At 46.4% G+C, this 19923-nt stretch carries 24 protein-coding genes; 19 read left to right on the top strand and 5 right to left on the bottom strand.

Annotation, left to right across the window (positions count from 1 at the left end; genetic code table 11):
• The first annotated feature begins 421 nt into the window (after positions 1–421).
• Genes KYJ26_RS12715 through KYJ26_RS12705 form a run of 3 tightly spaced genes read left to right on the top strand, consistent with a single transcriptional unit; the run spans position 422 to position 2925 of the window.
• On the top strand, positions 422–850 hold the full coding sequence (locus tag KYJ26_RS12715) for a DUF6526 family protein (RefSeq protein ID WP_219167634.1): 429 nt from the start codon (positions 422–424) through the stop codon (positions 848–850).
• A 60-nt stretch (positions 851–910) separates the two neighbouring features.
• A complete protein-coding gene (locus KYJ26_RS12710) occupies positions 911–1837 on the top strand; it encodes an ABC transporter ATP-binding protein (RefSeq protein WP_219167633.1) in 927 nt (308 codons plus the stop codon).
• Positions 1834–2925 (top strand): ABC transporter permease, encoded by a 1092-nt coding sequence (locus KYJ26_RS12705; RefSeq protein ID WP_219167632.1) that lies wholly within the window; start codon positions 1834–1836, stop codon positions 2923–2925. The genes KYJ26_RS12710 and KYJ26_RS12705 overlap by 4 nt, the downstream gene beginning before the upstream one ends.
• A 41-nt stretch (positions 2926–2966) precedes the next feature.
• On the opposite strand, the gene KYJ26_RS12700 is transcribed toward KYJ26_RS12705, so the two are convergent.
• Together KYJ26_RS12700 and KYJ26_RS12695 are read right to left on the bottom strand one after the other, a co-directional pair.
• Positions 2967–3584 carry a sterol desaturase family protein gene (locus tag KYJ26_RS12700; RefSeq protein ID WP_219167631.1) on the bottom strand — a complete coding sequence of 206 codons (618 nt, stop codon included), beginning with the start codon at positions 3582–3584 and terminating at the stop codon, positions 2967–2969.
• Positions 3581–4273 carry a GntR family transcriptional regulator gene (locus KYJ26_RS12695; RefSeq protein WP_219167630.1) on the bottom strand — a complete coding sequence of 231 codons (693 nt, stop codon included), beginning with the start codon at positions 4271–4273 and terminating at the stop codon, positions 3581–3583. Before KYJ26_RS12695 ends, KYJ26_RS12700 begins: the two co-directional genes overlap by 4 nt.
• A gap of 147 nt (positions 4274–4420) precedes the next feature.
• Here KYJ26_RS12695 and KYJ26_RS12690 point away from each other — a divergent pair, with 147 nt between their 5' ends.
• The 13 genes from KYJ26_RS12690 to KYJ26_RS12635 all read left to right on the top strand — a co-directional run bounded on the left by KYJ26_RS12690 (position 4421) and on the right by KYJ26_RS12635 (position 14730).
• On the top strand, positions 4421–4753 hold the full coding sequence (locus tag KYJ26_RS12690; RefSeq protein WP_219167629.1) for a hypothetical protein: 333 nt from the start codon (positions 4421–4423) through the stop codon (positions 4751–4753).
• Positions 4754–4889: 136 nt separating this feature from the next.
• Positions 4890–5342 carry a MarR family winged helix-turn-helix transcriptional regulator gene (locus KYJ26_RS12685; protein WP_219167628.1) on the top strand — a complete coding sequence of 151 codons (453 nt, stop codon included), beginning with the start codon at positions 4890–4892 and terminating at the stop codon, positions 5340–5342.
• Complete coding sequence (locus KYJ26_RS12680; protein ID WP_219167627.1) at positions 5339–7747, top strand: MMPL family transporter; 2409 nt, start codon at positions 5339–5341, stop codon at positions 7745–7747. The genes KYJ26_RS12685 and KYJ26_RS12680 overlap by 4 nt, the downstream gene beginning before the upstream one ends.
• A gap of 453 nt (positions 7748–8200) precedes the next feature.
• Positions 8201–9700: a malate:quinone oxidoreductase gene (locus KYJ26_RS12675; protein WP_219167626.1), complete on the top strand. Its 1500-nt coding sequence runs from the start codon at positions 8201–8203 to the stop codon at positions 9698–9700.
• Positions 9701–9821: 121 nt separating this feature from the next.
• On the top strand, positions 9822–10073 hold the full coding sequence (locus KYJ26_RS12670; protein WP_219167625.1) for a hypothetical protein: 252 nt from the start codon (positions 9822–9824) through the stop codon (positions 10071–10073).
• Positions 10074–10101: 28 nt separating this feature from the next.
• A complete protein-coding gene (locus tag KYJ26_RS23970) occupies positions 10102–10224 on the top strand; it encodes a hypothetical protein (RefSeq protein WP_257474989.1) in 123 nt (40 codons plus the stop codon).
• Positions 10225–10229: 5 nt separating this feature from the next.
• Entirely contained in the window at positions 10230–11048 is an 819-nt protein-coding gene (locus tag KYJ26_RS12665; protein ID WP_219167624.1) for a P-loop NTPase family protein, read from the top strand.
• Between the two features lie 14 nt (positions 11049–11062).
• The gene (locus KYJ26_RS12660; RefSeq protein WP_219167623.1) at positions 11063–11239 is read left to right on the top strand and encodes a hypothetical protein; all 177 of its coding nucleotides are present in this window, start codon (positions 11063–11065) and stop codon (positions 11237–11239) included.
• A gap of 97 nt (positions 11240–11336) precedes the next feature.
• Complete coding sequence (locus KYJ26_RS12655; RefSeq protein ID WP_257475028.1) at positions 11337–12260, top strand: aminoglycoside phosphotransferase family protein; 924 nt, start codon at positions 11337–11339, stop codon at positions 12258–12260.
• A gap of 27 nt (positions 12261–12287) precedes the next feature.
• Complete coding sequence (locus KYJ26_RS12650; RefSeq protein ID WP_219167621.1) at positions 12288–13196, top strand: MBL fold metallo-hydrolase; 909 nt, start codon at positions 12288–12290, stop codon at positions 13194–13196.
• Positions 13197–13200: 4 nt separating this feature from the next.
• Positions 13201–13968 (top strand): alpha/beta fold hydrolase, encoded by a 768-nt coding sequence (locus KYJ26_RS12645; protein WP_219167620.1) that lies wholly within the window; start codon positions 13201–13203, stop codon positions 13966–13968.
• Between the two features lie 28 nt (positions 13969–13996).
• The gene (locus KYJ26_RS12640; RefSeq protein ID WP_219167619.1) at positions 13997–14167 is read left to right on the top strand and encodes a DUF4177 domain-containing protein; all 171 of its coding nucleotides are present in this window, start codon (positions 13997–13999) and stop codon (positions 14165–14167) included.
• A gap of 182 nt (positions 14168–14349) precedes the next feature.
• Entirely contained in the window at positions 14350–14730 is a 381-nt protein-coding gene (locus KYJ26_RS12635) for a hypothetical protein (protein ID WP_219167618.1), read from the top strand.
• A 107-nt stretch (positions 14731–14837) separates the two neighbouring features.
• On the opposite strand, the gene nagZ is transcribed toward KYJ26_RS12635, so the two are convergent.
• The 3 genes from nagZ to KYJ26_RS12620 all read right to left on the bottom strand — a co-directional run bounded on the left by nagZ (position 14838) and on the right by KYJ26_RS12620 (position 17309).
• Positions 14838–16037 carry a beta-N-acetylhexosaminidase gene (gene nagZ, locus KYJ26_RS12630; RefSeq protein WP_219167617.1) on the bottom strand — a complete coding sequence of 400 codons (1200 nt, stop codon included), beginning with the start codon at positions 16035–16037 and terminating at the stop codon, positions 14838–14840.
• A gap of 211 nt (positions 16038–16248) precedes the next feature.
• Entirely contained in the window at positions 16249–16941 is a 693-nt protein-coding gene (locus KYJ26_RS12625; RefSeq protein ID WP_219167616.1) for an LrgB family protein, read from the bottom strand.
• Positions 16914–17309: a CidA/LrgA family holin-like protein gene (locus tag KYJ26_RS12620; RefSeq protein ID WP_219167615.1), complete on the bottom strand. Its 396-nt coding sequence runs from the start codon at positions 17307–17309 to the stop codon at positions 16914–16916. Before KYJ26_RS12620 ends, KYJ26_RS12625 begins: the two co-directional genes overlap by 28 nt.
• A 147-nt stretch (positions 17310–17456) precedes the next feature.
• On the opposite strand from KYJ26_RS12620, the gene KYJ26_RS12615 reads away from it, so the two are divergent.
• The 3 genes from KYJ26_RS12615 (at position 17457) to KYJ26_RS12605 (ending at position 19905) form a co-directional block, all read left to right on the top strand.
• Positions 17457–17882 (top strand): MarR family winged helix-turn-helix transcriptional regulator, encoded by a 426-nt coding sequence (locus KYJ26_RS12615; RefSeq protein ID WP_219167614.1) that lies wholly within the window; start codon positions 17457–17459, stop codon positions 17880–17882.
• 137 nt (positions 17883–18019) lie between these two features.
• On the top strand, positions 18020–18628 hold the full coding sequence (locus KYJ26_RS12610; protein ID WP_219167613.1) for a TetR/AcrR family transcriptional regulator: 609 nt from the start codon (positions 18020–18022) through the stop codon (positions 18626–18628).
• Positions 18625–19905, top strand: a complete 1281-nt coding sequence (locus tag KYJ26_RS12605; RefSeq protein WP_219167612.1) for an MDR family MFS transporter — start codon at positions 18625–18627, stop codon at positions 19903–19905. The genes KYJ26_RS12610 and KYJ26_RS12605 overlap by 4 nt, the downstream gene beginning before the upstream one ends.
• Positions 19906–19923: the final 18 nt, after the last annotated feature.

Raw genomic sequence — 19923 nt, 5'->3', positions numbered from 1 at the left:
TATTGAGCATGTAAGCTTCGTAAGGGTTTGGAAAAGTGTCCCCTTTAATCAGCAGGGTAGGTGCTTTAAGTATGCGGAGGCTTTGAATGTTCGGAAAGACTAGTATTTTGCCATTTTGGAATGATATATGTCATGATTGAAGTCCATTATCGTGTATTTGCTAGGAAAAGAGAGTTGAGGGAGCTGGATCTACGGATGGTTTGGGGAAGAGAAAGGCGTCAGATGAAGGTAATTGCGTCATTTTTTCATTATTTGCGTATTTTTACATATAATACCAATCTAAAGAGGCTAACAATGCTCCACAACGAAAATCCACTCAGCATACCCCGCCCAACCTCCGAATATGATGTCTAAGTGAACCCTTTACACAATCCATCACCCATCTGGTATATAATGAATCTATAACCCTCAGGAGGTACATATGAAACAACAAAACTATGAAAATCACAGCAAGGTGGATCCGGTATTCCATGTAGGGATTGCCTTGTCAGCACTGATTACACTCATTTTGACGATCACGTTTTTCGTGAAGAATGTGGGGGATGAAACGCTGCTTAGCTTTTTAGTGCTCGTGGCGGTGATCACCATCATCCTGGTCGGGGTGAGGCTCCGTACATATGCCCTTCAGGTTCAGGACCGCGTCATCCGTGCAGAAGAGAATTTCCGCTATTACCGTTTAACGGGTAATGAGCTGGATAGCAATCTATCACTGAAGCAGATCATCGCTCTCCGGTTTGCACCAAATGAAGAGTTCCCGGCGTTGGTCGAACGGACGCTTACGGAAAACTTATCACCGAATGACATTAAGAAAGCTGTACAGAATTGGCGTGCAGATCATCATCGCGTATAAACAACAGGAATTTGGACCGCTCATTCGTGGGCGGTTACGTTTTTTTATAGGAGGCTCGTTATGCCAAATGAAGTCATGGTAGATGTAAAAGATTTAGTGAAAAGATACGGTTCCTTTACGGCGGTGAAGGGCGTCCGTTTTCAGGTGGAGAAGGGGGAGATCTTCGGATTGCTTGGACCCAATGGGGCCGGGAAGACGACGACGATCGAGATGCTCGTGGGACTCAGGAAGCCTGACGCGGGGACGGCAAGCTTGGCAGGCTTTGACGTGCGTAAAGAAGTGAATCAAGTGAAGGAAGTAATCGGGGTTCAGCTTCAGTCTACCTCGTTGTTTGAACTCCTCAAGGTGGAGGAGATCCTTCATTTGTATGCAAGTTTTTATCCGAAAAATGTGGACATCAATCAACTGATAGAAGATATGCTGCTGACGGAAAAAAGGAAGGACCGGATCAAAGGGTTGTCCGGCGGGCAGAAGCAGCGATTGGCGATTGCCCTGGCACTGATCCATGATCCGAATATCGTATTTCTCGATGAACCCACGACGGGACTGGACCCCCAGGCGCGGAGGACGCTGTGGGATATTGTTCTCAGACTGAAGGAGCGGGGAAAGACGGTCATCCTGTCGACTCATTATATGGATGAAGCCCACGTGCTTTGCGACCGGATCGGCATCATGGATCAGGGGGAGCTGATCGCCCTCGATACGCCGACGAATCTTGTGAAAACGTTGCAGTCAACGAGTACGATCGAGTTCCATCTGGACAATCCTCCTGAACAGGAGTGGTTCATGAAGATGGATGGGGTGGAGGAAGTGGCCATCAAGGATACCTTCGTCCAGCTCTATACTGACGAACTTCAGCGTGCCTTGACTTCATTGATTTCACTTTCAACAGAGCATGACTTGAAAATCGAGGACCTTCAGACGCGTCAGGCAACACTTGAAGATGTCTTCATCCATATGACAGGAAGGAGGCTGCGGGAATCATGAGAGCGTATTGGCAGCTGACACTGGCACAGTTACGAATTTTTGCACGAAACAAACAGGTATTGTTCTTTACCCTGCTTTTCCCGGTGATCCTGATGGTTGCACTGGGTTCATTCGCTGGAGGGGGGGATTCCGTTTCACTGACTGTCGGAATGATCGATAGCGATCAAACGGATGCCTCAAAGGATTTAAAGAACTTATTTAATGAAAATGAAGGGTTCAAAACATCTTCATTTGACAGCGTTAAAGCCGGAAGAAAAGCCGTGAAAAATGGCGATATCCAACTTCTGATTGAAATCCCGAAAGGATACGGGGAAAACGTGAAGGAAAGAGATGAGGCGTTCTCAATCCCGGTCTACTATAACGAAAAAAACCTGGCGACAGCTGAGCTTGGACTTACGGTCGTGAATGGGGTTATCGATCAATACAGTAAGGACCTTGTCGATTACAAGCCTGTCGTGACGGTGGAAAAAGTCGGGATCGAAGCGCTGAACATTCGCTATGTCGATTTCCTTGTTCCCGGGATCGTCGCCATGATGATCATGAGCAACAATATGAACGGGGTGGCGGGTCAGATATCCGCGTGGCGGGAACGCGGGATCCTCCGCCGCATGCAGGGGACGAGACTGAAGGCATCCACCTTCATCGCGGCCCAGATCACGGCGCGCCTGATGCTGAACGGAACGCAGGCGCTCCTTGTCGTACTGATTGCCGATCTTATTTTTGACATCAACGTAGCGGGTTCGTGGCTTGCGATGATTTTCTTTATCATCCTTGGGACCCTGGCGTTCATGTCACTCGGCTTCATCATTGCCGGGATGGCGAAGAACCCGGAAAGTGCGGGACCGATTGCAGGTTTCGTGACGTTCCCAATGCTGTTTCTCGGCGGGGTGTTCTTCCCGATCAACGATATGCCGGACATCATTCAGCCGATTGTGAAGGTGCTGCCGATTGCTCACTTGAGTTCTGCACTGCGTGAGACGATGAATCTCGGGACCCCGTTTTTGGAGCTTGGGACAGAGACACTGATATTGGGGGCGTGGCTTGTTGTCGGATTTGCCCTTGCGAGTTATGTGTTTAAGTGGGAATAGAAGAAAAAAGTCCGATCGGTTCAAATCCGATCGGACTTTTTTCATGCCCTCTTCTCCAAATCCTTCGCGGTCTCACTCATTTCTACGTCGCTTCCTTCTTTGTAGGTGCCGAACAGCACATCGACAAATGGGGTCGACACCCCGTACCAATAGTTCTCATTCTTATAATGATGAAGGACATGCGTCTTTTTAAGCCAGCGGCCAAAGCGCGTCTTCGGTTTCATCGGCCGGTGAGCGACGTAGTGCTTCCATTCGTATACAAAGAACATGAAGAGTATCCCGGTGGTGAATGCAAGAGTAAATGACATGGATCCGGTTATGAAGTAAAACAACAGGCATAGGACAAAGAGGTTGGGTGCGCTGTACCAGATCGGTAGAAATAGGAGCTTTAGGTCGTTCGGCTTCTTATGATGATCGTAATGCAGGCGCTTGATTAAATTCAGTAATAAAGGGTTCTTCGGTGCCTTGATATGAAAGAGGAAGCGGTGGGTGAGGTATTCGCTGAACATGTAGGTGACGATCCCCACAGTGAAAAATAAGAGACTGAATAACGAAAGCTCCATCGTGACCAAAAATCCCAGCACCACTAAAAAAATGCACGCCATCACTAAAATATCAAAATGTAAAAAGAAATCCCGATACAATCGATTCTCCTTCATTTCTCCGTTCCTCCATTCATTTTTTGTTTCCAAAGCGTAATGCTTGTTTCCATCATGTCCCGGATGGTTTGCCCGGCTTGTTGAATGTCTCCGGCCAATATCCATTCCAGAAGTCTGTTGTAATAGTCACGTGAAGCGGTCCTGTGTTCGGATTCCGAGAAGTATTTCTCTGCCATCCTGATATAAATATCCTTAAAGCTGTTCAGGATCAAGAGGTAAATAGGATTCGGCGACAGCATGGCGACCCCGTGCTGGATCTGCCAGTCGAATTCCGCATAGGCATTGGCTTCGTCCGGGATATCCTCGAACGGGGCGAAGAGGGAAACAACTTTCAGCCTGCTGTTCTCTAAGGCATCCTTGAAATAAGCCGGTGTTATCGAGACCCGAAGCTGTAGCATATGGACGATGAATTCATCCGGAATCTCCTCCTCGTGCTGCAGGATGGTGACGATCGTCATCAAGTTCCCCTGCTTCCAGTAATCATTCACGACAGCAGGCATCCCCTTGCGGCCGGTGATCCAACCGTCCCGTTCCAGTCGCTGCAGGGCTTCGCGGATGGTGGGGCGGCCGACTTTGTATTGAGCAGCCAATTCCCTCTCAGATTGAAGAGGTTCCTGAATCTTCAGGATGCCCGCCAAAATGGAGCGGGAAATGTCTCTGGCGACTATATCCGAAGAACGGTCTTTCATGAAAGCACCTCCTGATTGGTAAGACCAATTTTAATTATGGTAATACCATTATATGATTTCTGGAGATACATTTGTCAATAAATTCTGAAAAATATTGTTATCTTATCTATCATTAGAGATAATGAGGAAAAAGCGTGGGGGATGCCGATGGGGAAGGTCTTAATGGCTATAGCGATCCTAAGCATAATCATAAGTGGTTGTGGTCTGGGGAAGGATCAAGACGCAAATCCCGTAATCAAAACAGCTTATGACTCCCTTTCACGGTCAGAACAGAATGAAATAAAAGGGGACTGGAAAAACGCCACCCTGAAAGAGGGGACTGTGAATAAGAAAATGGGGGTCTTAACAGATCATCAGTATGATGGGGAAGAAGTGTATATCATTGTTTTCTATACGGGAAGCAACCATTCACTAGGGGATATTGATGTGTACGTTTCAAAGGACCAACAGAAAGTGATCGGGAAAGGGTACCGGGATTAAAAGACCTTGGGCTGCGGTGAAGTAAACAGCAGCCCAAGTTTTTTTTTATTTATTCATTTTCATCTTATTACTTGACTCCGTATAGTTGACCCCCTAAACTATAAAATAACGATATTTAGTTTAGGGGGTCAACTAGTTGGATAAGCGGTTAATCGAAGCAGTCGAGCTGTTCGAGGATGTCATGGTATTCGGGACAGAGCGGGTGCTCAAGAATGTGAAGGCAGAGGTGTGGCAGGAGTATTCACCGGAGCAGATCCAGATGCTGAAGCTTGTCAGTAAGAACGGACCGATTCCTGCCGGGGTGATTGCAGAGCTTCAATGTGTTCATAAGAGTGCGGTTTCCAACCGGCTAAAGAAGCTCGAGGAGAAGGGTCTGATTGAAATCGTAAAGGCTGAAGGGGATCAGCGCTCCAAGCTCGTTTGTCTGACCGATGAAGGCCACAGGGTCGTTAAGGAGTCGGATCAAGCGGTCTATGCCTATATAGAAGCCTTATTCGCCGATCAGGTGAAGGATGAAGAGCTGGATCAATTCCTGACCATGTTCCGGAAAATCAAAACCATTTTAAAATTGGAGGGTGAAAAAGGATGAAATCCATGATCAAATTCAAGTGGCCGATTACGATTGGCTTGCTCGTCATAACGGCCTTATTATTAATCATCTCACCGAACCTTACAAAGCAGGCAGAGGAAGCGGGTACATTCCAGCTTCCGGATGATGCCGCATCAAAGAAAGCCATGGAAATGCTGAATAATGCCGGTGCCGGGGATGAAACGATCTCCGTGGTGTACTCACTGGATGAAACGTTGACGGAATCGGCGAAGAAGGACATCGCGTCGAATGTAGAGGAATTGAAAAAGCTCGGAGATCCCGTCAGTTCCGTCCTCGATCCGTTTGAAAGCGAGGAAATGGAAAACCAGCTCGTCTCAAAAGATCAAAAGACTGTCCTCGTTCCCATCACAGTCGATGGATCACAAGAAGAAGTCGTAGATCTGGCTGACTCCATCAAATCAGACATTCTTAAAGGACAGTCATCTGTTTACTTGACGGGGGAAGCCATCATCAATAACGATGTAAACCTGAGCGCACAGGAAGGATTGAAACGGACAGAAATCATTACCGTAGTACTGATATTTGCCCTCTTGTTTGCCGTGTTCCGTTCCATCGTGACACCCCTTATCCCCCTTGTAGCGGTAGGGATCACGTATCTGCTAAGTCAATCAATCGTCGCGTTTTTCATCGATTGGTTCGGTTTCCCTGTATCGAACTACACGCAAATCTTTCTTGTCGCCATCCTGTTCGGGATCGGGACGGATTATTGCATCCTGCTGTTGAGCCGTTTCAAGGAGGAACTCGGAGCGGGTCAGCCCATCAATGAGGCGATCCTCCGCACGTATAAAACCGCGGGACGTACGCTTTACATAAGCGGGCTCGCCGTGTTCATCGGATTCTTCGCCATCGGCTTTGCCGATTTCCCGATCTTTAAATCAGCCGTGGCCGTGGCAGTCGGGATTGCGGTGCTGCTTCTTGTGTTGAGCACGGTCATGCCGTTCTTCATGGCCACATTAAAGGAAAAGCTATTCTGGCCATCAAAGAAATCCGTTTCCCACAATGACAGTAAGCTTTGGGCATGGATGGGCAAGCTTTCCGTCAACCGTCCCCTGCTGTCCATGGCAGTAGTGGCGATGATCACCGTTCCATTGTTGTTCACGTATGACGATGCACTTTCCTTCAACACGGTGGATGAAATCGGGGACAGCTATGATTCAGTCAAAGGTCTTCACGCGATTGAAGAAGGTTTCGGGCAGGGGGATTCCCTTCCTGTGCAGGTCCTGCTTTCAAGTGAAGAGAAGCTAGTGACAGAGGACACGATCCCTTATGTGGAAAAGCTGAGCCGTGAGCTTGCGAAAGTCGACGGGGTCAAGAGTGTACGTTCCATTACGCGGCCTGCCGGAGATGCAATTGAAGAGTTCAATGCGGACTACCAGCTTGGAAAGATTGCAGAAGGTGTGAATGGAGCAGCAGATGGTCTTGATCAGGCAGTAAAAGGATTGAGCCAGCAGGCTGCCATGGCCGGGCAAGGTCAAGCTCCGCAACCAGGTGCGCCGAATCCACTGGACGGTCTGAATCAGATCACAGGCGGATTGAAACAGGCCGGTGATCAGCTTCAGGGGATGAGTGACAGTCAGACGATCCGGGATACGGGCTTGTATCTCCCACCGGGTACCCTGGATAATAAAGACTTTGCCCAGGTGATCGACCGGTATTCTTTCGGGGATCAAAAAGGTATGAAGATTGAAGTCATCCTGAAAGATAATCCTTACTCACCAGAAGCCATTGATACGGTTGATCGCATCAATGAAACGACAGAACGCGTCATCAAGGATACACCACTTGAAGATACCGAAGTTGCCATCGGTGGGGTGTCAAGCATCAACCGCGACCTGAGTGATATCTCAACGAGTGACTTCACCCAGACCGTGACAATCATGCTTATCAGTCTGTTTGTAGTCCTGGCGATTCTTTTCCGTTCCTTCATCATGCCGATCTATATGATCGGATCTCTGCTACTGACGTACTTCACATCTGTAGCCGTGGCCGAGTGGATCTTCGTGGAGGGACTAGGATATGACGGCATCAGCTGGGCCGTTCCGTTCTTCGGATTCGTCATGCTGGTGGCTCTTGGGGTAGACTACTCAATCTTCCTCATGGACCGTTTCCGTGAACAATCCGCAGAAGGCATGACGGTGACAGACGCCATCAAAGCTTCCATGGCGAAGATGGGGACGGTCATCATCACCGCGGCCATCATCCTTGCAGGAACATTCGGGGCCATGGTGCCATCGGGGGTTCTGAGTCTTGTACAGATTGCGACGATTGTCATCACAGGGCTGCTCCTGTACGGGCTGATCGTCCTGCCGTTACTGATCCCGGCTATGACGGTATCATTCGGCAACGGGGTCTGGTGGCCGTTCCGAGCGAAGAGAGAGAAGTAGATTAATAGAAGCCCGCTCTGATGGATAGAGCGGGCTTCCTTTAAAAAAGGGATGTTTTGTTAGTCTAGTAGCCGAGAAATTTGTAGTGGAAGATTTTCACCCTATTTAGCTCATGGACGAATAATGAATAGACAGAATTATCGAAATTAACGTCGGACCTATTCACGAAAAATATTTTTCTGGAAAACTAATAATGGATCTCTACTGATTTAGTCGGATTTACCATTGGGGCGCTTGGGTTCAGAGGGGAAAAGGTTCTGATAAACCTTTATCACCAAGTGTTCTTGACACTATTTGCGCTTTTGTTTTTTCGTAAAATAGTTTATAATAATCAGATAATACTAGATATTTTACCCTATGAATCATTATAATAGAAGATGGTATGATTTTTTTTGACACATGAAGGTGCTGGATTGGAAGCGCCTGCAAATATAGTGGATGAGGAAGGTTATAATGAGCAGCTTACAGAAGAAAACAGATGTTATCTTAATTGGTGCTGGTGTCATGAGTGCGACTTTAGGGGTGATCCTGAAAGAGTTGGCGCCGGAATGGGAAATCACAGTGTTTGAAAAGCTCGCGAAGCCAGGGGAAGAAAGCTCAAACGAATGGAATAATGCCGGAACCGGACATTCTGCACTATGCGAGCTCAACTATACGTCCGAAAAGCCTGATGGATCTATAGACATTTCGAAAGCAATCAAGGTCAATGAACAGTTCCAACTGTCAAGACAATTCTGGTCTTATCTCGTCAACCGCAATCTCATTGGTAAACCACAGGACTTCATCATGCCGATCCCGCATATGAGCATGGTTCAAGGTGAAGAAAATGTGGAATTTCTGAAAAAACGTTTGGAAGCGCTGTCAGCGAGCCCTCTCTTCGAAGGCATGGAATTCTCCGATAATCCGGAGAAATTGAAGGAATGGATTCCTCTGATCATGGATGGCCGTGAATCGGATGAACCGATCGCAGCGACGAAGATCGATTCAGGGACCGACGTCAACTTCGGGGCATTGACCCGCAAGTTGTTCGACCACCTGAGTGATCAAGGCGTGGAAATTAACTACAATCACAGTGTGGAAGATATCAAACGCAAATCTGACGGTTCATGGGAAGTGAAGGTCCATGATATCGACGGCATTAAGATGGAATATCATACGGCGAAGTTCGTCTTCATCGGAGGCGGTGGCGGAAGCCTTCCATTGCTTCAGAAGACCGGCATCCCTGAGTCCAAGCAAATCGGTGGATTCCCGGTTTCCGGACTCTTCATGGTATGCAACAATCCTGAAGTCATCGAAAAGCATCACGGGAAAGTGTACGGAAAAGCAAAGGTCGGAGCTCCTCCGATGTCGGTTCCGCATCTTGACACCCGTTACATTGATAACAAAAAATCCCTTCTGTTCGGACCATTTGCCGGCTTCTCACCGAAGTTCCTGAAAACCGGTTCGAATATGGATCTGATCACATCCGTGAAACCGAATAATCTTTTCACGATGCTTGCAGCGGGTGTGAAGGAAATGGGATTAACCAAGTATCTGATTCAGCAGGTTCTTCTGTCCAATGAAAAACGCATGGAAGAATTACGCGAATTCATTCCGAACGCGAAGAGCGAGGACTGGGATATCGTCGTAGCCGGTCAGCGTGTTCAGGTCATCAAAGACACAGATGCAGGTAAAGGAACCCTTCAGTTCGGTACAGAAGTGGTAAGTGCCGCTGATGGATCCGTCGCTGCCCTATTAGGCGCATCTCCGGGTGCCTCCACTGCCGTTCACGTCATGCTTGAAGTATTGGATAAATGCTTCCCTCAGCACATGAAAGAGTGGGAGCCGAAGATCAAGGAAATGATTCCTTCCTATGGAGTGGCTTTGGGAGAAAATCCTGAGCTCTTCAAGGAAATCCATACGTCGACTGCGAAGGCGTTGGGTTTGAGGGATAAAGAAGTTGCGTATAGCTAAGTGAATCAATTGAAATGCCCTGTGGAGGTTCGCAGGGTATTTTTTATGGATGAAATTTCATGAGCCGTGCCAAGAAATGATCTGTTAGTGGTAAAATAAGGGAGTGACGGGAGGGGTTAGATTGTACGTATTGAAAAGGGTGAATGTTCTCATTGCTTTTTTAGCATGTGGTGCTGGAGTCTATCACTTTTTTATTGGGAATCTGGACTTTTCAAGTAGTAGCATTTTAACATGCTTAGCCTTGATGTTTCTGCTATTCGGGATAGAAAAGAGGATAGAAAATGAGGGGGACCGGAAGCCGGGGTATGCTTATCTGGCAGTAGCCCTTGTTATGTTAATAGGACTTATAAAAGAATGGGTATCATTTATATAAATAATCAAGTATTAAGGAGATTTGCAACATGATTTTGATTGGAATGGCCCAGGTCATCACCGTTTTCTCCATTGAAGTTCAATTGAGGAAAATAAATAAGACAAATGAACGCATTATGGAAATGCTTCAGGAAATGAAGGAAAAGGGGTGACATTATTGAAAACGAATCTAATTATCGTCGAGGGGATACCGGGATCAGGTAAGTCGACCACGGCTCATTTCATTAAAGAATATTTAGAGAGTGAAGGCATCACGGCTAAGCTCTTTCAAGAAGGAGACAGTCGTCATCCTGCTGATTATGAATCGACCGCTTGTTTAGATGAAAATCAGTTCAACGACATACTGGAGGCATTCTCTGAACATCGGAGGACAATCGGGGAGGTTGCTGAAAAGAAAGGCAACCACTATTTTATTCCATATCGTCAGCTTACAAATGTGGATTCTGCGCTTGTCGATGAATTGGCTTCTTATGATGTCTACGAAATGGATCTCGACACGTTTGAAGACGTTTCGTATCACTATTGGAAGGAATTCGTGGAGCAGACGGAATTCGAAGAGGAAGTGTACATATTTGAGTGTTGTTTCGTGCAAAATCAATTTACTAAGTACATCGCTATGCATAATGCAGAGCCAAAGAGACTTGCAGACCAATTAAAGAAAATCAGCGAGTTGATCGCACCTCTAAATCCCCTGCTGATCTATCTTTACCAGGAGGACGTAGATCGATCGTTCCATCATGTATATGAGGATCGCAGTCAGGAGTGGCGTCAGTTCTTCACGGATTATCATGTGAAGCAAGGTTACGGAAAAGCGAATGGGCTCGAGGGTTACCAAGGGCTAGTGGAGTTTCTTGAGATGCGAAGGGATCTGGAGATAGGGATTCTTGAGGACTTGCCGGTTAAGCACATGCTTATTGAGAATGGAGAAAAAGACTGGAAAGCTTATTATGAAAAAATGAAGGAAGCAATGAAGTAGTTGGAGGGAAAGGTTTGTTTTTAATATTTCTAATTATCACAGCCTCCATCATCGGATTCTTATTGACCCCATTACACGTATTCGGCCTTGTTATCGGTTTTGGGATCATCACGGGTTGTCTGGTGAGAGGGTTATACCTTTTGCATGAGATTAATAGTAAGTTAGATAAACAGAACAGTGAAGGACAGTAGGCGGCTCGAGTGGGGGCCGTCTTTATTTGTTTTCGTACCATTAATTTGAAATAATGACATTATAAGGGTGTGGAAAGGAGGTGGGCAGGTGAATCATATGGTCCGCAGGTTGAGGGATATGGACGTAGAGCTTCTGAGCAAGGAAACAATCGGTGGTGCTCACGCGGGGAATATTTCTAGAATCGATGCTTTAAGTGAAAAGAAAAGAGTCCAATACATCTACAAAGAATTTGCGGATGAACGAAATCAGGAAGTAGAGATTCATAGAAAAATAGCTGACATAGTGAATCCATTCAGTAGAGTCGTCCGTATATGGGATGATCCACCACAAGCGATGTTGATGTGGGATTTGGGGTCTCCCATAAAAACAGGATTTCATACACAGTCTTCAGATGAAAAAAGGAGATCGATAGGTGATGTTTTAACGAGATTAACTTCTCTTCATTGCATGGATCCCGTACAAACCAAGCTTCCTGTTCATCAATTAAGTTCGGAATGGCGGGATTGGTGCTTAGATCAATTAGGTAAACTATGCTCAAGAAAATCGTGGACCAGACCAGAATGGGAGAGAACCATTTTGGAAGCCTATGAGCGATTGGATATCCCTCATTATCAAACAAAATGTCCCCCCGTCATCACTCACGGAGACCCTCATCTGGAAAATGTGTTCTATAAGGATGACGAGATCTGGTTCATTGACTGGGAATGGGCAGCGATCGGCTCTCCTTTAAGAGACGTGACGATCCTGATGCAGGATGTATACGAAGATGAGTTGATTACGTCCGTCCCTGAATTCTATCTGCAATGCATGAGGGAGTGTGGAATCATTCTGGATGATGACGATTTTTCGAGTGATCTGGGCTATCTATATATAGACCATTTGACGATGATGCTTGCATGGGAAGTGGAGAAGTATTTTGAAGGATATCTGTCAGAAAAGGGGATTCGTGAAATCATAGAATGGAAGATCGGGGAGATTGAGCGGGTGCAAACTGAAGTAATGGATAGAAAAAACGAGTAGTAACATCTTTTCATAAGGGGGAAGAGGATGAAAACTGTGCTTCATAATAATCACTTTACACTTAATAAAGTCAAAGAAGGTATCTATGCTGCCATATCAAAACCTGGAGGCGGGGCAGTTGCCAATGCAGGATTTGTAGATTTAGGTGATGGAGTAATCGTGTTTGATACGTTTAACACGCAACAAGCATCGAAAGATTTGAGGGAAGCTGCTGAAAGAATCACGAATCAGAGTGTCATGTGCGTCGTAAATAGCCATTATCACGGAGACCACATCCGGGGCAATCAAACCTTTAAAGATATTTCCATCCTCTCAAGCGAGAAGACCTTAGAGAAAATGAAAGAAATTCATCCTCCCAGAATTGAGAAACAGAAAGCGGACATCGAAGGACTGACTCAATATATAGCATCTCTTGAAAAACAGCTTAATGAATCCGGGGAATCAACCCTTCTAGATCAATTGAGCTTTTTATATGAAATGAAACAGTCGTTGCCGGCTCTGGAGTTGACTCTGCCCAATGAAACATTTAAGGAAAAGAAGATATTACAGGGAACAGATCGAAGGGCGAAACTTTTTACGTTGGGAGGGGGGCACTCCTTCTGCGATAGCATGCTTTACCTTCCGGAAGAGAAAGTGATTTTCACGGGGGATTTGGTATTTGTTCAGTGTCATCCGACATTCTTTGATGAAACCGACCCAATTAGTTGGATAGATATTTTACAAGCAATAAAGGAGCTGGATATTGAAACGGTCATTCCGGGACACGGCCCCATTGGGACAAGGGAGGACATTGATGCAATGATTCATTATCTAGCGCACCTTCTGTCCATTCAACACGAAGAGAGCACTGAAATCCCTCTTCTTTATAAAGATTGGTCATCTCCAGATGTATACTTTCAGAATATAAAAAGTTTGAAGAGTAAAGAGAGGGCTTAAGGTAATGACTAAAGAATGGTATGTGCAGGTTAGCGGCTTTAAACTATTCTCTAAATTAATAGGAGAGAAAAACAGTAAACCCACGGTGGTTATGGATGCCGGCTACGGGGATTATTCAAAAGCATGGGATTCAGTTGTCGAGGATTTATCAGAAATAACAGAAGTACTAGTATACGACCGTGCAGGACTTGGGAAGAGCGAGAAGAGTCCGAATCGGAGAACGAGCCGCGAGATGGTAAAAGAGCTGAAGGAACTGCTGAGATGCCTGGACATCAAGCCACCTTATTTATTTGTCGGGCACTCTTTCGGGGGAGTGAATGTGAGTGTATATGCCCATGAATATCCTGAAGAGGTCGCGGGCTTGGTGCTGGTGGACTCGACACCGGTGGATTATAGGGAACACTTCCTTCCTGCGATGCCGAAAGATTTCCAAGAAGCCTATCGCAAGCAATTTGTCCGTGAAGGCAATTACGAAGAATTTATGGAAAGCCTGGGGCAGCTAAAAGAATATAAGAAGACTTTAAGCATGCCGGTCACGGTGCTTTCAGCAGGTAATAAAGATCACTATTCGAAGGCATCTCAGCAATTGTGGAATGACATGCAGAGGGAGTTGGCCCTGATTTCTTCCAAGGGAGAATTTGTGCTTGCGAAGAATAGTACCCATTATATTCAAAGAGATGAGCCACTGGTGGTTGTAAGGGCAGTAGAAAAGGTGTTGGAGCTTGTCTGTTCCAATGAAGAAGTTGAAACCTTCAGTACCATAAATCCGTAAAGTAAGAAAAACCCACGGAGGTGCTGTCATGTACGAATACGCATACGTCCAAACCAGTCTGGGAGGATTTTTCACCGAGCCGAAGCACAGGGAGATCATCGAGGAGTATGCCGCTGACGGATGGCGGTTGCCCCTTAAGTACAACGGCCACGGAAAACCGACGGATTATGAGATCATTTTTGAAAGAGCGATGTTGTGATTAGTAAGGAAGAGACCTGAATTGGTAGGAAGTTAGACTACTTCTGCCAATTAAAAAAGATAGAGGAACCCAGAATGATAGTGGGTACCTCTATCTTTTTTTATCATAATGGTTATGCATCTAAGCAATGAAGTCACTACGGTCATATACTAAAGCATCCTCTAGCAAAGGAGGTGAATAGTATGCCTTATGCTGTAAAGTTAGTAGGAGCACCGTCTTTCACGACTGTTGGGCAGCAGCAGCCTCTTCAGGTTTGTGCTTTGTCAACGGAAGAAGTCGAAGTGCCAACATATGTTCAAGTGACTTTAGGGGACAAGGATCAAAGGGATGATATTGAATTTTCATTCGGTAATGGGTTTCCGATTGAATTTAATAGTGTCGGTATTCATGTATTTGAGCCTGTAACGTTAAACTCTTGTGCAAATATTGTCGCCACGTTTAATCGTCGAGGATTATATTATTTTTATGTAGAGCTAAAAGATAGTAATAATAATGAAACGTTGGATAGAGAAGTAGTAGTTGTGAGAGTGAGTAGAAATAAAGAGTGTGTAAAAAATTATTAGATGTAATAAGCCTTTAGAAAGTGATCGGTGAATCCTTTTCTTGTTTGAAGTAGATAGGGGGCTGACCATCACATCGATTATCGATGTGATGGGTCGGCCTTTTTGATTTATCTTTGGATTCTTGAGTTGACTGCGTCGATAGAGTGGTTTATATCCCTCAGTTCGACCTCGCCTGTATGGGTATCTTCCAGGTTGTATGATTGTTTTAATTGAATAACTCTTTTTACACTTTCATTAATTCGCTCCTCTGAAATATCACCATTTTGGACGGCGGATTTCAGAGCTTCCATGGCCGTCACTGCCTTTTGAGCATCATGGGCGATGAGGACAAGGTCGCTGCCGGCTTTGACGGCTTGTACCGCCGATTCACCCATACCATAGTTGTCCGCTACGGCTTTCATAGTCATATCATCGGTGATGACAACGCCTTTGTACTTCAGTTTGTTGCGTAGAAGATCTGTCACGATGGTCTCCGATAATGACGACGGATAGGTGTCATCTAGTCTTGGGAGCAGGATATGAGCCACCATGATGAGGTCTGCACCATCATCAATGGCACGCTTGAATGGAATTAACTCCATGTCCTCTAGTTCTTGGAGACTCTTGTTGACAACCGGGAGTGCAAGATGGGAATCGACGGAAGTGTCCCCGTGACCAGGAAAGTGCTTAACTGTTGAAATAACTCCCTGAGACTGAATTCCTTTCATTGTCTGGATCCCTAATTCGCTGACGATATCCGGATCAGCACTGAAAGACCGGTCGCCGATGATCGGATTGTTCGGGTTACTGTTTACGTCGAGTACAGGCGCGAAGTCCAGGTTGAATCCAAACTCTTTCAGCTCTTGACCGAGAAGGGTACCGACTTCATAGGAGACGTCGGGATCGTTCGCGTTTCCAATCTTTTGATTGGTAGGGAAGTTGGAAATCCTTCCGGGCAATCTTGTCACATTTCCTCCTTCCTGGTCGACGCTCAAGAGCAGGGGAAGAGGGTTATCGGTGTTTGCTTCTTTCAGCTGGTTCAAAAATCGGACCGTTTGCTCCGGGCTCGTCAAATGATCCGAGAAGAAGATGAAGCCCCCGACTTTGTGCTTCTGGATCAGATTCTTCGTCGGCTCATCCATTTGGGTGCCATTGACTCCTGCTACGAGCATCTGTCCAATTTTTTCATCGAGGGTCATATTGGAAATCAGGGAATGGACGTCATTATCCCGGTTTTTTCCCCCGATCGGGTTGATGGCGAAATACGACAGAATGAATACTAAGATCATGATGATTAAAAGGGAATAGCCAATTTTGTTTTTGGACATATCGTTGTTCCTTTCGATGTTAGTTACTTGGTATCATTCTGTTCGTTACGGTTATACCGTAAACGCTAAAAAGACAAAAAGACCCGGTGTGAATGGGTCTTTTTGTGTGATCGGATCGTTATTTCCCTACATATTTGATATTCAATTATTAATCCTCATTTCGGATAATTGATCGAGCCTGTCGGAAAATCTTTGCGGGTCGACATCATCCTCAAACATGAAATACCCACACCACAACCGGACCTACCACCGAACCCAGAAGGGCGCTCAACGTCATGGACACTGAACTCATTGAGACCGTCAGTTCCCCGTACTCCATCGCTTTCGAGGTGCCAAGGGCGTGTGATGCGCTGCCGAGGGCAATGCCACGCCCGAGTGAGCTGTGAATGCGGCCAATCTTCAAGACCAGCGGCCCCAGAATGACGCCGGAGAAGCCGGCAATCATGACGAAGATCACGGTCATGGAAGGGATGCCTCCCAGACCCGCTGCAATCTGAATGGCGACGGGCGTGGTGATGGACTTTGGTACAATGGACAGGATTAGGTCATGGTCTATCCCAAGTACACGGGCAAACAGGAGTCCGCTTACCATTCCCGTCAAGAGACCTGCGAATACGCCGCCGATGATCGGGAAGCGATACTTCATCAGGATCGTCCGCTGCTTATACAAAGGGTAAGCAAGGGCGACGACTGCCGGGCCGAGCAGGGAATGGATCCACTGACCGCCTATCATATAATCATGATATGGAATATGCATGCTGACCAAAAGTCCGACAATCACGATCGTTGTGGTCAGGACAGGGATCAGCAACGGATAGGAGAATCGCTGATAGACCTTCACCATGGCAAAATAAAGGAGTGCGGTGAGGGCGATAATCATGATTGCGACAAGTGTTTGTTGCATGAATGTTCCCTTCTTTCAGATCGTTTCTCTAAGTGCTGACTGGCAAAACCGGATACAACCATAGTCACAACGGTGCTTATTACTACAATGAGAAAGAGCACGGCCCCGCTCCCGGATAGAAGAGACGGGTAGTTCATAACCCCCGTCATGGCCGGGATGAATAATAACGGTAGGATGGCAAGGAGAAAGCTTGCTCCATCCTCCACGATGATCACAGGGACGATTTTTAGCGATAAGAGAGTTAAAAGCAGAATCAGTCCAATGATGCTTCCGGGTATTGGGAGATGAAAGAGCTTCTCAATGACACTGCCTATAAAAGAAAAGGCATATAGAATGCCGATTTGAATGAGTATTCGAATGAATTTCATAGTACAGGTCTTTCGTAAGAAGAGGACCTATTTTCCCCACCTTTCAATGAAAACGCTTTACATTTTCCGACAGTACTTGTATGATACAACTATATACTTGTATTATACAAGTACTTAGAACGTTGTCAATGAAAAGGAGGGATCTCTATGTCCAAGGAGATTAAACGGATCGAGTATGAATTGACCAGTCTCATCAGAAAGGCGGTCTTCCGCGATCAGTCCGAGCGGAAAATCGGGATATTAGAGCGGTCTGCCTATCTGTTGATGAGGCAGCTCGATGAATATGGGCCATCACGATTGAAGGAGCTGGCAGAAGCGTTCAAACTCGATATTTCGACGTTGTCAAGACAAGCGGCCGCCCTTGAATCGAAGGAGCTCATTCAGAGGTTCTCCGATCCAAGTGACGGGCGGGTAAGCTTATTCGATCTGACGGAGCTTGGGAAGGAAAAGCTTGCCGTCGACAGCCGCATGAGGCTCGAGTGGTATGAGGGACTGCTCGAAGGCTGGTCCGATGAGGAGAAGAAAGTGTTCGGTGAACTTCTGGTCCGGATGAACGGGGCGTTTGATGAATGAAAAAGGGTTGCTTTCTGGTTTATGCACAAATCAGGAGGCAGCCTTTTTTGTCGAAAAATAATCGTTGACCTTGGAAATATCTAACAGTAAAATAAAGATTGATTAATCAATCATTTTTGGAAAAGGAGGGGAGCATCATGTCACGAGAGGAAAAAATGATGAAAAAGAGAGCGGCAATCTTAGGAGCGGCTGTTAAAACATACAGCGAAAACGGATTTGCCGAAACGACCATCTCGGCCATTGCCAAGGAAGCAGGTGTCAGCTTCGGATCCGTGTTTACGTATTTTGCCACAAAGGAAGTGCTCTTTGAAGCAGCGATCCTAGAGCCCCTGGAGGAAATCAAGCCGTACTTTAGTGAGATCGAGGAACGGTACAGCGGGAGCCCGAAGGAGATGGTCAAGAGCATGATCGACTGCCAGCTGGATGTGTTTGCAAGAAATAAGGATTTCCTGCGCCTCTCCCAGCAGGTACTGGCGAGGCCGGACCGATATCCTGTACTGTTTGCAGAGTTGAGTGCCTTTGTCGATGTCTTTGCAGAACGCATTTATCCTGTCATTGAAAGAGGACAGAAGGAGGGGGACTTCTATGAAGGGTCGCCGGTGTTGATTGCCCAATCCTACATATCCCTTATAAATGGGTTACGATTGACCTTCGTTGATGACCATACGAATCTGATCTGGAACAATATGAAAATACAGGCACTGCGGTTATTCGGTCCTGTGACGGAAGGGTGGGGATCCCAATGAGAATACGTGACATTCATCCGAACCTGAAGTTGAGGCTTGCCATGCAGTTCCTTGGTGGACTTGTCTCCATGGCCGTCATTCCGTTCATGGCCATCTATTTCGCCCAGAAGATCGGCGCCACCCAAACCGGGATCATCCTGGTCCTGATTGTCATCAGTGGAATCGTAGGCGGATTTATTGGCGGACATATATCCGACAAGATCGGTCGCCGGAAGATCATGATTTTGGCTGAACTAGGCATCATGGTGACGTACTTCTTCATAGCTCTGTGCAATTCACCGTGGTTCGATTTGCCATATGTCACAGCGGCGTTCTTCGTCCTTAATATGTTTGCCGGCGGGATGTTCCAGCCTGCGGCACAGGCGATGATCATCGATGTGACCGATTCGGATTCACGAAAGCTCGTCTTCACCATCAGCTACTGGCTCGGAAATCTCGCTACAGCCATCGGAGGCATCGTCGGAGCGTTTTTATTTAAAGCCTATCTGTTTGAGTTATTCCTTGGGATCACAGGAATCACACTTCTGTCCGTCCTGATCACCATCTTCTTCATTTCTGAAACCTACACACCTGAACCTGCCACCACCGAAAACACTTCTTCATCCAACAAGATGGTTCAAAGCTATTCAACCGTATGGAAAGATAAATTATTCATGATGTATATTCTTGGGGCCGTTTTCATTCTCACCTTGGAGCAATCCCTGACCAATTACGTCGGGATCCGTTTAGAGAGGGATATTCCCGAGCAGCATGCTTCCCTCTTAGGCTTTGACTTCACGCTTGACGGTACGCGGATGCTTGGATTCCTGCGGACGGAAAATACGATGATCGTTGTACTCTTATCCGCCGTTGTACTATTTTTGTTCAAAAAATGGAGTGACCGCCGTACGCTTGTGACGGGGATGTTCATCTTTTCCGTTTGTTTCAGCGCCTTTGCTTTCACGAATAATATTTTATTCCTTTTTATCCTGGGCTTTGTAGGGACGTTCGGGGAACTCATGTATGTGCCGATCAAGCAGGCGATGATCGGGGACCTGGCGCCGTCCAACGCCCGCAGTACGTATATGGCTTTTTACAGCCTCACCTTTTATGGCGCTATGATCATTGCATCCCTGCTCATCATAGTAGGGGAATGGGTGAGTCCGGTTGTGATGGGAGGCATTCTGTTCGTCCTCGGGATGACAGGCACTGTCATGTATCATCTGATCATGAAAGCATTGGAAGCGAAGAGGGAAGTGATGCAGGAAGTCGAGGTGAAGGCATCGGTTTCTTCTTGATAACGAGTGAAGACCCTG

The organism is Rossellomorea orangium (assembly GCF_019334305.1).
Classification (GTDB): Bacteria; Bacillota; Bacilli; order Bacillales; family Bacillaceae_B; genus Rossellomorea.
This window is presented reverse-complemented; position numbering and strand designations above follow the sequence as displayed.

What these genes read in the sequence shown, in the direction of transcription:
- KYJ26_RS12715 (WP_219167634.1), top strand. Translation starts at nt 422, where the DNA reads ATGAAACAACAAAACTATGAAAATCACAGCAAGGTGGATCCGGTATTC.
- KYJ26_RS12710 (WP_219167633.1), top strand. Translation starts at nt 911, where the DNA reads ATGCCAAATGAAGTCATGGTAGATGTAAAAGATTTAGTGAAAAGATAC.
- KYJ26_RS12705 (WP_219167632.1), top strand. Translation starts at nt 1,834, where the DNA reads ATGAGAGCGTATTGGCAGCTGACACTGGCACAGTTACGAATTTTTGCA.
- KYJ26_RS12700 (WP_219167631.1), bottom strand. Translation starts at nt 3,584, where the DNA reads ATGAAGGAGAATCGATTGTATCGGGATTTCTTTTTACATTTTGATATT.
- KYJ26_RS12695 (WP_219167630.1), bottom strand. Translation starts at nt 4,273, where the DNA reads ATGAAAGACCGTTCTTCGGATATAGTCGCCAGAGACATTTCCCGCTCC.
- KYJ26_RS12690 (WP_219167629.1), top strand. Translation starts at nt 4,421, where the DNA reads ATGGGGAAGGTCTTAATGGCTATAGCGATCCTAAGCATAATCATAAGT.
- KYJ26_RS12680 (WP_219167627.1), top strand. Translation starts at nt 5,339, where the DNA reads ATGAAATCCATGATCAAATTCAAGTGGCCGATTACGATTGGCTTGCTC.
- KYJ26_RS12675 (WP_219167626.1), top strand. Translation starts at nt 8,201, where the DNA reads ATGAGCAGCTTACAGAAGAAAACAGATGTTATCTTAATTGGTGCTGGT.
- KYJ26_RS23970 (WP_257474989.1), top strand. Translation starts at nt 10,102, where the DNA reads ATGATTTTGATTGGAATGGCCCAGGTCATCACCGTTTTCTCCATTGAA.
- KYJ26_RS12655 (WP_257475028.1), top strand. Translation starts at nt 11,337, where the DNA reads ATGGTCCGCAGGTTGAGGGATATGGACGTAGAGCTTCTGAGCAAGGAA.
- KYJ26_RS12650 (WP_219167621.1), top strand. Translation starts at nt 12,288, where the DNA reads ATGAAAACTGTGCTTCATAATAATCACTTTACACTTAATAAAGTCAAA.
- KYJ26_RS12645 (WP_219167620.1), top strand. Translation starts at nt 13,201, where the DNA reads ATGACTAAAGAATGGTATGTGCAGGTTAGCGGCTTTAAACTATTCTCT.
- KYJ26_RS12640 (WP_219167619.1), top strand. Translation starts at nt 13,997, where the DNA reads ATGTACGAATACGCATACGTCCAAACCAGTCTGGGAGGATTTTTCACC.
- KYJ26_RS12635 (WP_219167618.1), top strand. Translation starts at nt 14,350, where the DNA reads ATGCCTTATGCTGTAAAGTTAGTAGGAGCACCGTCTTTCACGACTGTT.
- nagZ (WP_219167617.1), bottom strand. Translation starts at nt 16,037, where the DNA reads ATGTCCAAAAACAAAATTGGCTATTCCCTTTTAATCATCATGATCTTA.
- KYJ26_RS12625 (WP_219167616.1), bottom strand. Translation starts at nt 16,941, where the DNA reads ATGCAACAAACACTTGTCGCAATCATGATTATCGCCCTCACCGCACTC.
- KYJ26_RS12620 (WP_219167615.1), bottom strand. Translation starts at nt 17,309, where the DNA reads ATGAAATTCATTCGAATACTCATTCAAATCGGCATTCTATATGCCTTT.
- KYJ26_RS12615 (WP_219167614.1), top strand. Translation starts at nt 17,457, where the DNA reads ATGTCCAAGGAGATTAAACGGATCGAGTATGAATTGACCAGTCTCATC.
- KYJ26_RS12610 (WP_219167613.1), top strand. Translation starts at nt 18,020, where the DNA reads ATGTCACGAGAGGAAAAAATGATGAAAAAGAGAGCGGCAATCTTAGGA.
- KYJ26_RS12605 (WP_219167612.1), top strand. Translation starts at nt 18,625, where the DNA reads ATGAGAATACGTGACATTCATCCGAACCTGAAGTTGAGGCTTGCCATG.